Raw genomic sequence first — 10895 nt, 5'->3', positions numbered from 1 at the left:
CGCATGTCCAGATACCGCCGCGCCGTCACCGCGGTCCCGGTCACCAGCGCGACCGCGCCGCCACCGACCACGACCACCGCCCACGCGGGCGCCGAGATCAACACCAGCCCAACGGTTCCGGCCGTCGTCAACCCCGAGGCGGTCCCGAGCCGGAAACTCCGCCGCCGAGCCCGCCGCCGCTTCCGCAGCTCCCGCTCCCGCGGATCCGCCCACTTCCGCACGGCCACCAACGCCTGCTCCCCCACACCCCGCAAGGTGTCCGGCAGCCGCTGCGCCAACTCCTCGGGCTCGAACCCGGTGGGCGCCAACACCTCCCGCACCGCCTCGGTGGCCCGCTCCCGCCGCGCCCGCTTCTTCGCACGCCGACCGGACGCCTTTGCCTCAGGACCCTGCACGCCAGAAGCGGGGGCCGCCCCACGCGCGTTCACCGGCCCACCCGCGAATCCTGGTGCCTGGCTGAATGCTCCATTCACGGGAGTGGATGCCGCTGCGAACGCGGGACGCCCGACACCGGGTCCCGCCGACGGGGTGGGCGGCGGCGCCGCATGACTTGGCGCGCTGAATTGTCCAGTGGCTCCGGCTGGAGTGGGTGCAGAAGCCGTTCCAGGCCCGGAGGTTTCGGGCTGCGCGGGCGGCTGGGAGTTTGCGGGCGCACCGAAGGGTGAGGGGAAGCCCTGGATGGGATCGGGGGGTTTCGTCCGGGTTCGGCGAAGAAAACGGGCAGGGGAGGTCGCGGGACTCTGGTCGGCCCGCGATCTCCCCATCGTGTACTACTCTCCGCGCAGCAGTTACTGCTGGGCGGCCTGGCCCTTGTTGAACGGCTGCGCCGCCGGCTGGGCGGGCTGGCCCTGCGGGATCTGCTGCTGGGCGCCGCCCGACGGCAGGGCGTCGCCGCGCATGGAGGCGCGGATCTGCTCGAGGCGGCTGTGGCCGGCCATCTGGATCGAGGCCTGCTGGACCTCCATCATGCGGCCCTGCACCGAGTTCTGGGCCAGCTCGGCCGAACCCAGGGCGTTGGCGTAGCGGCGCTCGATCTTCTCGCGCACCGCGTCCAGGCTCGGGGTGGTGCCGGGGGCGGACAGGGTGGAGTCCATCTGCTGCAGCGAGGCCGAGACCTGCTCCTGCATCTTGGCCTGCTCCAGCTGAGACAGCAGCTTGGTGCGCTCGGCGACCTTCTGCTGCAGCAGCATGGCGTTCTGCTCGACGGCCTTCTTGGCCTGGGCGGCGGCCTGCAGCGATTGATCGTGCAGCACCTTCAGGTCTTCGACCGACTGCTCGGCCGTCACCAGCTGCGCGGCGAAAGCCTCTGCGGCATTGGTGTACTGGATCGCCTTCTCGGTGTCGCCCGCGCCGGTGGCCTGGTCGGCGAGCATAACCGCCTGGCGCGCATTGGCGTTGAGCTTCTCGACCTCGTCCAGCTGACGATTGAGCTTCATCTCCAGCTGGCGCTGGTTGCCGATCACCGACGCGGCCTGCTGCGACAGAGCCTGATGCTGGCGCTGGGCTTCCTCGATGGCCTGCTGGATCTGAACCTTCGGATCCGCATGCTCTTCGATCTTCGAGTCGAAGAGGGCCATCAGGTACTTCCAGGCCTTCACGAACGGATTAGCCATCGATTGATCCCGCCTCCATATGACGTGCCGCGCCCCGTAGCGCGACAGTAGTGCGCGACCGTCGCGCACCCCTGTTGTCCCATATCTCCACTGTGCAACGGTCGTTCCAGAGATTTCGGCAACAGCACGACCTCTCCGGGACGAAGCCTACAGAGAATTTATCCCTTTCGGCCCCTCAGCACAGCGATCACTTGGCGGCCACCAGCACCAGACGATCCGACTTAGGGGCCGGAATCACGATGCGGGGTCCGAAAGTTCCGTCCGCGGCCATCGCCACGTCACCATCCCCACCCCGGACGGGCACCTTCGCGGCGGCCTTGTCGGCGTCGGCCATGGTGGAGCTCACATCGAACAGCACCTGCGCCAGCGGGACGTCCAGGGCCTGGCAGATGGCGGCGAGCAGCTCGCTCGACGCCTCCTTGCGACCCCGTTCGACCTCGGACAGGTACCCCAGGCTCACTCGCGCGGAGGTGGAGACCTCACGCAACGTCCGGCTCTGGGCGACCCGAGCGCGCCGCAGGCTTTCCCCGATGGCTTCTCGCAGCAGCGTCATCTCGTTCTCCTCACACTCGTCTCGCCGGACCCAGCGTTTGACTGGACAACGTCCGGCGTCGGCCGCGCGTTCCCGGTGTCGTCACTCGCCCCGAACCAAGCGGACGAGCTCGGTGACCGCGGCGCGTACCGCGCCCACCCTGATCGTCCACCGGTCACCCGGCAACTTCAACCGAAGCACCTCGGTGGACTCCGGACCCGCTATACCAACAAATACCGTGCCAACCGGTCGGCCGTCCTGCGGTTCGGGTCCGGCGACTCCGGTAAGTCCGATTCCCCAGTCCGCTCCGCACCGCTCACGTGCGCCGACGGCGAGCTGCTCGGCGGCGCTCGCGGACACCGGACCATCCGAGGTCAGCGTGTCGGCACTCACACCGGCGAGCGACGCCTTGAGGTCGGTGGCGTAGACGATCAGCCCACCCCGCAACACCGCGCTCGCGCCCGGAATTCCCGCAATGGTTGCGCTGAGCAGTCCGGCGGTCAGCGATTCCGCGGTGGCCACGGTCTGCTCGGCCGCGATCAGCGCGGCCACCAGGTCGGCGGCGGGCGCGGAGGTGACCAGCGGGTCGGGCGGGATGGGACCGGCGGTCGCTACGCGCGACAGCACGCCGTCGATGTCCGGCCGGACCTCACGCGGCACGACTGCCGCCCGGCGACCCGAACCACAACCGGGCCGCTTGCACGACGTAATCGAGACCGGTGACCACCGTCAGCAGCACGGCCAGGTACATCAGGTCCATTCCGGCCGTGGCGAAGGCGCCCGAGAGCGGCAGCAGCAGCACGCCGATGGCGACCGACTGGACCAGCGTCTTGAGCTTGCCGCCGCGGCCCGCGGGAATCACCCCGCGCCGGACCACCACCAGCCGCAGCAGGGTGATGCCCAGCTCGCGGGCCACGATCACCAGCGTGATCCACCAGGGCAGATCGTGCAGCATGGACAGCCCGACCAGCGCGGCCCCGATCAGCGCCTTGTCCGCGATGGGGTCGGCCAGCTTGCCGAAGTCGGTGACCAGACCGTATTTGCGGGCCAGTTGCCCGTCGATGCGATCGGTGATGGCGGCGACGCCGAACGCGGCCGCCGCGGCCCAGCGCCACTGCGGGTCGTGTCCGCCGCGGGCGAACAACGCCATCAGGAACAGCGGCACGATGAGAATGCGCAGGACCGTGAGCACATTGGCGATGTTCAGCAGCGGCACCGGCTTCGGCTCGACCAGCGTCTCCGCCCGGTGCACGGCCAGGGCGTCCGGCCGGTCGGTCTGCGGACGAGCGGCGGGCGCGAAGCCCGGACTCACCGCGGGACGGGGGTCGACCCAGCGCCCCTCGATCTCGTCACGCTGCACCGTCACCAGCGCCCCCACCGGCCGCGGGACCGGCCACGGTTTCCGGGCCAGGCCGGGATGCGGGAGAGCTGGATGTGCGACACACCGACAAGCCTATCGGTACGCGGGCCGACTACTGTGCACCCCATGACAACACGGGCACCAGACAGCGGTTCGATCGGCGGGCAGGCGGCGGGAGCGCCGGTCGTCCGCCGAGCGCGAACCTCTGACGTGCCCGAGATCAAACACCTCATCGACATCTACGCCGGCCGCATCCTGCTCGAGAAGAACCTGGTCACTCTCTACGAGGCGGTGCAGGAATTCTGGGTCGCCGAACGCGACGGGGTGATCCTCGGCTGCGGGGCGCTGCACGTGCTGTGGGCCGACCTCGGCGAGGTGCGCACGGTCGCGGTGCACCCGGACATCAAGGGCACCGGCGCGGGGCGGCTGATCGTGGAGCAGCTCATCGCGGTCGCGCGCGAGCTGGAGTTGCGGCGACTGTTCGTGCTCACCTTCGAGGTGGAGTTCTTCGCCCGGCACGGGTTCGCGGAGATCGAGGGCACGCCGGTGACGGCGGAGGTGTACGCCGAGATGTGCCGGTCCTACGACACCGGTGTCGCCGAATTCCTGGACCTGTCCTACGTCAAGCCGAACACGCTCGGGAATACCCGAATGCTGTTGACACTCTGACTCTTCCGTATCCGTCACCGATTTCGATCAGGAGCGTGCCCGTGGCCGTCTTCGCCATCCACTACGTCTACTCCGAGGCCACCGTCCCGGCCCGCGACATCCACCGGCCCGAGCACCGGGCCTGGCTGAACGCACTCGTCGACGAGGGCACCGTGCTCACCAGCGGGCCCTACGCGGACGGGTCCGGGGCGCTCATCCTGGCCTCGGCCGAGGATCTGGCCGCGGTCACCAAGCTGTTCGAGGACGACCCGTTCAATCGGGAGGGCCTGCTCGAGGACAAGCGGATCACCGAATGGTTGCCGACCATGGGCGCGTTCGCTCCCTGAACCACGCACTGCGCCCGATGATCACGGCGCCGGTCGCGATCATCGGCAGCGGATAGCAGCCCGCGTAGGTCGGCACGGTGAGGTACGCCCACCACACCGACCGGTCTGCGCGGGTCAGCATGAACAGGCCGATACCGGTCGGATGCGGGGAGCCCTCCATGGGCGAACGGTCGGAAAAGGTCCACCACCAGCTGAATCCGATGAGGACGGCGGTCACGGGGGCCAGCATCGCCCAGCGGACGGTGGCGGTGCGCGCGTAATGCCAGGTCAGAATCGCCAACGGCATGAACCACACCCAGTGGTGTCCCCAGGAGAACGGGGAGACACAGGCGGCGGTCATCCCCGTCACGGTGACAGCAAGTAGCTCGCGGTTCGCGCGCCTGATAGACGTCCAGATCTACGCCATTGTTGAACAGTCCGTAGTAGGGATCATCGATCGGCAGTGCGTATATGTGCCACACGATCGCGGCCGCCGCGAGCAGCAGGCCGATGATCAGCATCCGGTCGGTCACTTCGGGCTCGGCGCCCTGGCGACAAAACTCTTCAGCCCCCACAACCACTAATCCACAATAACCCGGCAATCAGGACATCTGGTGTAACCACGTGTGCCACAACAGATTTAACATCACCCGGATATGCATGACCGACCGAGCCCCGGACCGGTCTGCGTCGGTTCGGGGCCCGCTCGGGGGTAATCGCCCATGGTGATCGCTCAGCATGTTTGACAAAACAGGACAGTACCGGCAGCGACACGCCCTGAAACGGACGTGTGAGCCGCGACACACGCCCTGGCCAGTGGTCCCACGCGGTTGTGGGTGTTGCCGGTGGGCTCAACTTCACGCGAGGCGCGCGCACCTGAGCCCGAATATAGTGGGCCGCCGCCTATTTCGTAGCACGACAAAGACAATCAGTGCCCGATCGAGCGAATCATCTTGCGCCGGAGCCGAACCGGAGCCACGCCGGATTCGAAGCGCTCCCGCTATGGCTTCCGGGCCCAGCGGGCGAACTGGAATCCATCGGTATCGAAGATGATGTGCTTGCAGTCCATCCGCAGCTGAGCCGGACGCTCGGTGTGGGTGATGCGGCGGGCATCACCGCAGACCACGGTGGGTGCGGTGGTGACGCAGAGTTCATCGAGCACGTCGTCGGCCGCCAGCTGGCCCGCCAGGCTCGGGCCGCCCTCGCACAGGATGCGGCGCATGCCCAGGCCGACGAGGGTGTCCATGATGGCGGGGGTCTCGACGCGATCCGGGCCCAGCTCGACAACCTGTGCGCCCGCGGCGGCCAGGGCGCGTTTGGCGGCGGTCGGCGCGGCGGCGGTGGTCAGGATGATCGGCGGGACGATCGTATCGGTGAGCAGCCGCGAGCCCGGATCGATGTCGGCGCGGCCGCTGACCACCGCGAGCGGCGGAATCGGTTCCAGGCCCAGCGTTTTGCGGCGCTGCTGCCCGGATTCGGGGATCCGGATGCCCCGGTAGTCCTCGACCCGGATGGTGGCGGCCCCGACCAGGACGACATCCGCGAGGCTGCGCAGCAATTTCAGAACGCGCTGGTCCAGGGGGCTGGTCAGGCCGCTGGAGGAGCCGTCCGTGCTGATCGCGCCGTCCACGGAGGCCACGAAGTTCGCGCGGACCTGCGGCTCGGTGGTGTCCGGGTAGGCGTAGAGGTCGGCGAGGTCGGCGTCGGTGAGGCCGGTGGCGCCGACGATGTCGGGGATCCCTGCCGCCGAGGTTCCGCTGGTCGTCATCGGACGCCCTTTCCTTCTCGATCCGCGGTGAACCCTGTTCGATCCGTGCTGAGCAGAGCCAGGAACAGCCGGGTGGCGACCGATTCGTACGGTTCGGTCATCGGGTCGCCGTAGGCGGTCGCGCCGGGCATGGCCGCGGCCCGCCGCCGCGCGGCGGTGGCCAGTGCGCCCATGATGCCCGCCGAACGCTGGATCGCCGACTTCTTCGCCCAGGCGAGTCCGCGCGCCGCGTCGGGCAGCAGCGCCTCGCAGGCCAGGCGCAGGCACAGCTTGTCGGCCGGTTCTCCGTCGTGTTCGCCGAAAAGCGCTGTCGGGGCGAAGGTCTCGGCGACCTCCCACATGCGGACGGTTTGGAAGACGTGCACGAACCGGTCGGCGTACTCCCCCATGATCCGTGGATAGAAGTCCGGCACCAGGCGCGCGTGGACGAAGTTGTTCGCCGACTCCTTGCGAATGGTGCGGTCGAGTTCCTCGACGGCCTCGGGCGAGCCGATCGGATGCCGCAGTCGCTTGCCGCCCGCGACGATCGCGTCGGCGCCACTGCCGGTGAGGATCGGGCCGACCACGCCGAGGCGGTCCAGGGCGGGCAGCGCGGCGAGCAGCGGGACGGCGTAGGTGACCTCCCACAGCTCCGGCACACCGAGGCGATCGATCGCGTGCGCGGCCAGGTCGACGACGGCGGGCTCGTCGATCTCGACGACCTCGTGGGTGAGGCCGAGCGCCCGCGCCGCGGCTTCCGCGTTCTCCCGGTCCGTACCGCCCTCGGAGACAATGGTGATCGCGTGCGGGCGCGCACCGGCCGCGACGACGGCGGCCGCGACCAGGATCGAGTCGACTCCGCCCGACAGCAGCACCACCGGATCCGCCGTCGCGGCGTCGAGCACGGCCCGCAGCCGATCCCGCAACTCCTGCCCGATCAGTTCGGCCGCCACCGCGGGGTCGGTGACCTGCCGCAATCCCGGATCGGGTGCGGCGATATCGCGCAGGTCGGCGACGAACTGCATGGTCTCGCCGGTCTGGTCGGCGCGGACCCGCTCGGTGCGAGCAGTCGTCATGGGTTCGATACTCCTTCGCCGCGGATCACGCAGTCGAACCTACAACACCCGGCCTTCCGGAAATTCCAGCCGTGACGGGGCAAATCGGGCACGCCGGACGGGTATCGGCCTCGAATAGGAAGCGTGGCGGCCCGTGATCATGTCCGGGCCGCCGGCGTTTCGAATTCACCCGTGCGCAGCGTGAATCCGTCCGCGCACCTCCCTGAAAGGATGAGCAGCGTCATGTCCGCCCGCGCCGTTATCGTGATCGTGATTCACCTGATTCTCGCCGCAGTCATGGCCACCCCCGCCGCCGCCGAACCACTACGCCCGGGCCGGTATCGCATCTTCCTGGAGGCGCAACCGGCCTACACGCTGCGCCCGGCGGTGACGGCCCCCACCGGCGCGAAGGCGATCGTCGACGACGGCGCGGACGTGAATCGCTGGGAGACGGTGCTTATCACCTACAAGCCCGCGGGTCCGCTGTACCAGCTGCTCAATTCCTCGACCCGGTTGTGTCTGCAACCGGTCAAGCTCGATCCGGTCACCTACTCGGTGGGCCAGGCCGTGTGCGGGGTCGCCGACACGGGCCTGTGGTACGTGAGCGAGACCGCGGGAAATCATCGCGTCAGCTTGGCGGCCGACCCCAGCCTGACTCTCTACGGCGATACCGCGTCGGCGGTGCCGATCGCGCTGCTCGGTCACGTCAGCGACGAGCCGCGTGCCCGCTGGGTGTTCAAGCGGCTCTAGCCGCGATCGCCCTTGGTTTCGGGCGCGTCGCCGGATCCGATGCGGCGTGGTTTGGCGATGGGCCGCATGCCGGTGGCCGGGGCGTCCTCACCGGCTCGGCGCCGGCGCGCCGCGTTGAAGTCGATGACACTGCCGTCGCCGCGGCCCGCCTCGGGGGCGGGCGAGGGGTGCTGGGCGCGGCCCGGATCGATCGGCAGCCAGCCCGTCTCACCCTGCAGTTCCGCGCGCGTCACCGGCCGGGTCGGCGCGGGATCGTAGGCGGAGCCGCCCGCCGGATTCCAGGGCATGGACGGCGGGCCCGGGGCCGGATCGGTGGTGCGCCGCGGGCGACGCGGCAGGCGGGTCAGATTCGAATCGTCCTTTTCGGGCGTGGAAGCCTCGCCTGCCCGCATGGCTTCCAGCTTCGCGCGCAGCCGTTCCACGGCATCGAACCGGTTCGCGCCGGGCCCAGGCAAGGATCCCCGCCCCGGCACTTCATGGTCCGACATCGAACTATCCTCCGACGGGTGCCACGACACCCGCCGGCACCCCGTGCTGATCTTTGATCGTCTTTATCACGTCACTCACGTCCGCATTCTCCCATTCGTGATAAATCAACGATAGCTGGGCGGATGGCGAGGTGAGGAAGCCCGCCCGGCCAGTTCGGTACTTTCGATCAGCAGCGCACCGGCCGCCGAGTCAACGCAGTCCGGCGAAGAGGTCGGTTTCCTGGCCGGGCTCCACCGTGAGCTTGGAGGCACGGCGTACGAAACTCTCGGTCCCGAAGAACGACTGCCGCATCTCCGAGGGCAACCGCAGCAACGGCACGCTGTCGGCCTGGCTGGCATGTGCTTCGAGCGCCTTGATCTTCCGTGAGACATACGGCGCGACATCCACGATCGTGGTGATCTCGTCGATCGGCGTGCCGAAGTCCGCCGGCGGATCGAAATCGATCATCCCCTGCGCCCGCATGACCTTGAACCGCTCGAGCGAGGGCTCCCGCGGAATCGCAGTGTAGTACAGCTTGTCCGGGATCCCGGTCGAACCGACCGCCGTCACGGTGATCCGATTGGCCTGAATGTGATCGGGATGCCCGTAATTCCCGTTCTCGTCATAGGTGACCACCACCTGCGGCCGGTACTGCCGCATCAGGTCCGCCAGTCGCGCCGCCGCCTGATCGACCGGCGTGTTCCAGAACGCCTCCGGATGCCGGTTCCCATCCCACCCGACCATCCCGGAGTCCCGATACCCCAACAACTCGACATACTCGATCCCCAGCAGGGCCGCCGACTCTCGAAGCTCCGAAAGCCGCTGCACCCGAACAGCATCCGGATCGTGCCCCGCCTCGCCCGGCTTGATTCCCCCGGGCGCGTCCCCCTGCTCCCCATTGGTGCAGGTCACCAGCACCGTCCGGATTCCCTCGGCGGCATATTGCGCGAGCACCCCACCCGTCCCGATGACCTCATCGTCCGGATGGGCGTGCACGGCCATGATCGTCAGCTGCTCGGTCATGAGTCCTCGTCTGTATCCGCACGGCACTTCCGTGCTCATCCTCGAATGAACACCATGACCTGTCGCCGGATTCCGACCGCCACAGAATCGATCACCCTGCCGCCGGCACAACGGCGGTCCGGCCCGGGACCAGCTCGAACGCGATACCGGCCGAAGCCGCCGACAGTGCGCTGACCGCGCCCGCGGATCGCTCGCGCACTCGGCGGCGATCGTCAGCCCGCCGCCGCCCAGCCGACCAGGGACGCCTCAGACGCCGCCGCGAGGCAAGTGGTGTCCGAGACCCGGGCATCTCGACGCGGAGCCGGCCCATGGAATCAGACTGTCCGGCATGTGATTCCGGTCATGATTCAGGATGAGTCTTGACCTGTCCGAATCGAGATGATTCGATCTGAATCATCATGGATCCACAGAATCAGCCGACACGGGGCGCGACCGAGGGCGCGGCGACAGCCGCGAATTCGGTTGTGCGCCGGTCGCATCCGCGCCAGCAGTTGGGCGCGGAGCTGCGTCGGTTGCGGGACCTGGCCGGGATCTCCGGGCGGGAGCTGGCGAAGCGGGTCGGGATCAGTCAGTCGACCTTGTCCCGGATCGAGGCGGGGACCGTGGTTCCTCCGCTACCGCAGGTGCTCGGCTGGGCCGAAGCGGTTGGGGCGGAGGAGGATTCTCGGCAGTCGCTGCGTTCGCTCACGGAGGCGGCGCACACGCCCGAGGTGGAGGAGTGGGCGGGCGCGCTCGCGAACCGTCCACATCTGCAGGACGACGTGCAGGCCTTCGAGCGGGACGCTCAGGTGGTGCGGAACTTCCAGCCCGCGCTGGTGCCCGGCCTGCTGCAGACCGCCGACTACGCGCGCCGAGTGTTCGACACCTTCGACCCGCCCTATGCGCCCGAGGCGGCGGCGGCGGCGCTGGCCGCGCGCCTGGATCGGCAGCAGGTGTTGTACGACCCCGCGAAGCGGTTCGCATTCCTGATCACCGAAGCGGCCCTGCGTTTTCGGCCGGGACCGCATCGGGTGCTGCTGGCCCAGCTGGACCGGATCATCTCGATCGAGACCCTCGATACGGTCACCATCGGGGTGATTCCGCAGGATATCGAGGCGATCACCACGATTCCGCACGGGTTCGTCATCTACGAGAACGAGGACCATGCGGTCGCTTCCGCGGAGCCGATCCCGGGCAGCATGGTCACTCGCGGACCCGAACTCGTCGACGCCCATCGCCGCCGCTGGGACGCGCTGGCTCGAATGGCCTTGTTCGACAACGATGCCCGCGAATTCCTCGCGGCAATTCGCGATGAAATCCACCGCATCGCAACCCAATGACCATTTTCCAGCGGCCGTCGAGGGGTCGGCCGCACGTGGGGGTGGTGGTGTCGC

General features: G+C 68.6%; 14 protein-coding genes and 1 pseudogene. 5 read left to right on the top strand and 10 right to left on the bottom strand.

Annotated features, from left to right (window positions below; translation table 11 throughout):
- The 5 genes and pseudogenes from ACFV4K_RS31635 to pgsA form a co-directional block, all read right to left on the bottom strand.
- Positions 1–395, bottom strand: a pseudogene (locus ACFV4K_RS31635) (hypothetical protein); the annotation flags it as partial.
- Positions 396–788: 393 nt separating this feature from the next.
- Positions 789–1613 (bottom strand): phage shock protein PspA, encoded by an 825-nt coding sequence (gene pspA / locus ACFV4K_RS31630; protein WP_357096702.1) that lies wholly within the window; start codon positions 1611–1613, stop codon positions 789–791.
- Positions 1614–1800: 187 nt separating this feature from the next.
- The gene (locus ACFV4K_RS31625; RefSeq protein ID WP_213556733.1) at positions 1801–2166 is read right to left on the bottom strand and encodes a helix-turn-helix domain-containing protein; all 366 of its coding nucleotides are present in this window, start codon (positions 2164–2166) and stop codon (positions 1801–1803) included.
- Positions 2167–2247: 81 nt separating this feature from the next.
- Positions 2248–2742 carry a CinA family protein gene (locus ACFV4K_RS31620; protein ID WP_379279879.1) on the bottom strand — a complete coding sequence of 165 codons (495 nt, stop codon included), beginning with the start codon at positions 2740–2742 and terminating at the stop codon, positions 2248–2250.
- A gap of 52 nt (positions 2743–2794) precedes the next feature.
- The gene (pgsA, locus tag ACFV4K_RS31615) at positions 2795–3457 is read right to left on the bottom strand and encodes a CDP-diacylglycerol--glycerol-3-phosphate 3-phosphatidyltransferase (RefSeq protein ID WP_379279878.1); all 663 of its coding nucleotides are present in this window, start codon (positions 3455–3457) and stop codon (positions 2795–2797) included.
- A gap of 174 nt (positions 3458–3631) precedes the next feature.
- Here pgsA and ACFV4K_RS31610 point away from each other — a divergent pair, with 174 nt between their 5' ends.
- Positions 3632–4174, top strand: a complete 543-nt coding sequence (locus ACFV4K_RS31610; RefSeq protein WP_357096706.1) for an amino-acid N-acetyltransferase — start codon at positions 3632–3634, stop codon at positions 4172–4174.
- A gap of 41 nt (positions 4175–4215) precedes the next feature.
- Positions 4216–4500, top strand: coding sequence for a YciI family protein (locus ACFV4K_RS31605; protein WP_379096463.1), 285 nt, complete (start codon positions 4216–4218; stop codon positions 4498–4500).
- Here the strand turns inward: ACFV4K_RS31605 and ACFV4K_RS31600 are convergent.
- Complete coding sequence (locus ACFV4K_RS31600) at positions 4460–4786, bottom strand: hypothetical protein (RefSeq protein ID WP_379279876.1); 327 nt, start codon at positions 4784–4786, stop codon at positions 4460–4462. The genes ACFV4K_RS31605 and ACFV4K_RS31600 overlap by 41 nt on opposite strands.
- On the opposite strand from ACFV4K_RS31600, the gene ACFV4K_RS31595 reads away from it, so the two are divergent.
- Positions 4785–5063 carry a hypothetical protein gene (locus ACFV4K_RS31595; protein WP_379279874.1) on the top strand — a complete coding sequence of 93 codons (279 nt, stop codon included), beginning with the start codon at positions 4785–4787 and terminating at the stop codon, positions 5061–5063. The two genes, ACFV4K_RS31600 and ACFV4K_RS31595, sit on opposite strands and share 2 nt — an antisense overlap.
- 416 nt (positions 5064–5479) lie before the next feature.
- On the opposite strand, the gene ACFV4K_RS31590 is transcribed toward ACFV4K_RS31595, so the two are convergent.
- Positions 5480–6247, bottom strand: coding sequence for a pyrimidine reductase family protein (locus ACFV4K_RS31590; RefSeq protein WP_379279873.1), 768 nt, complete (start codon positions 6245–6247; stop codon positions 5480–5482).
- Positions 6244–7302: an asparagine synthase-related protein gene (locus ACFV4K_RS31585; protein ID WP_379279871.1), complete on the bottom strand. Its 1059-nt coding sequence runs from the start codon at positions 7300–7302 to the stop codon at positions 6244–6246. Before ACFV4K_RS31585 ends, ACFV4K_RS31590 begins: the two co-directional genes overlap by 4 nt.
- A gap of 222 nt (positions 7303–7524) precedes the next feature.
- On the opposite strand from ACFV4K_RS31585, the gene ACFV4K_RS31580 reads away from it, so the two are divergent.
- A complete protein-coding gene (locus ACFV4K_RS31580) occupies positions 7525–8031 on the top strand; it encodes a hypothetical protein (RefSeq protein ID WP_379279870.1) in 507 nt (168 codons plus the stop codon).
- Here the strand turns inward: ACFV4K_RS31580 and ACFV4K_RS31575 are convergent.
- Positions 8028–8519 carry a hypothetical protein gene (locus ACFV4K_RS31575; RefSeq protein ID WP_379279869.1) on the bottom strand — a complete coding sequence of 164 codons (492 nt, stop codon included), beginning with the start codon at positions 8517–8519 and terminating at the stop codon, positions 8028–8030. The two genes, ACFV4K_RS31580 and ACFV4K_RS31575, sit on opposite strands and share 4 nt — an antisense overlap.
- A 190-nt stretch (positions 8520–8709) precedes the next feature.
- The gene (locus ACFV4K_RS31570; protein WP_379279867.1) at positions 8710–9522 is read right to left on the bottom strand and encodes a PIG-L family deacetylase; all 813 of its coding nucleotides are present in this window, start codon (positions 9520–9522) and stop codon (positions 8710–8712) included.
- Positions 9523–9920: 398 nt separating this feature from the next.
- On the opposite strand from ACFV4K_RS31570, the gene ACFV4K_RS31565 reads away from it, so the two are divergent.
- Positions 9921–10841: a helix-turn-helix domain-containing protein gene (locus ACFV4K_RS31565; protein ID WP_379279866.1), complete on the top strand. Its 921-nt coding sequence runs from the start codon at positions 9921–9923 to the stop codon at positions 10839–10841.
- Positions 10842–10895: the final 54 nt, after the last annotated feature.

The organism is Nocardia sp. NPDC059764 (assembly GCF_042732555.1).
Taxonomy (GTDB): domain Bacteria; phylum Actinomycetota; class Actinomycetes; order Mycobacteriales; family Mycobacteriaceae; genus Nocardia.
The sequence above is the reverse complement of the archived record's forward strand: the minus strand, read 5'-3'. Positions and strand labels throughout refer to the sequence as shown.

Coding starts and splice junctions, on each gene's coding strand:
- pspA (WP_357096702.1), bottom strand. CDS start 1,613: ATGGCTAATCCGTTCGTGAAGGCCTGGAAGTACCTGATGGCCCTCTTC.
- ACFV4K_RS31625 (WP_213556733.1), bottom strand. CDS start 2,166: ATGACGCTGCTGCGAGAAGCCATCGGGGAAAGCCTGCGGCGCGCTCGG.
- ACFV4K_RS31610 (WP_357096706.1), top strand. CDS start 3,632: ATGACAACACGGGCACCAGACAGCGGTTCGATCGGCGGGCAGGCGGCG.
- ACFV4K_RS31595 (WP_379279874.1), top strand. CDS start 4,785: ATGAACCACACCCAGTGGTGTCCCCAGGAGAACGGGGAGACACAGGCG.
- ACFV4K_RS31600 (WP_379279876.1), bottom strand. CDS start 4,786: ATGCCGTTGGCGATTCTGACCTGGCATTACGCGCGCACCGCCACCGTC.
- ACFV4K_RS31590 (WP_379279873.1), bottom strand. CDS start 6,247: ATGACGACCAGCGGAACCTCGGCGGCAGGGATCCCCGACATCGTCGGC.
- ACFV4K_RS31585 (WP_379279871.1), bottom strand. CDS start 7,302: ATGACGACTGCTCGCACCGAGCGGGTCCGCGCCGACCAGACCGGCGAG.
- ACFV4K_RS31580 (WP_379279870.1), top strand. CDS start 7,525: ATGTCCGCCCGCGCCGTTATCGTGATCGTGATTCACCTGATTCTCGCC.
- ACFV4K_RS31575 (WP_379279869.1), bottom strand. CDS start 8,519: ATGTCGGACCATGAAGTGCCGGGGCGGGGATCCTTGCCTGGGCCCGGC.
- ACFV4K_RS31570 (WP_379279867.1), bottom strand. CDS start 9,522: ATGACCGAGCAGCTGACGATCATGGCCGTGCACGCCCATCCGGACGAT.
- ACFV4K_RS31565 (WP_379279866.1), top strand. CDS start 9,921: ATGGATCCACAGAATCAGCCGACACGGGGCGCGACCGAGGGCGCGGCG.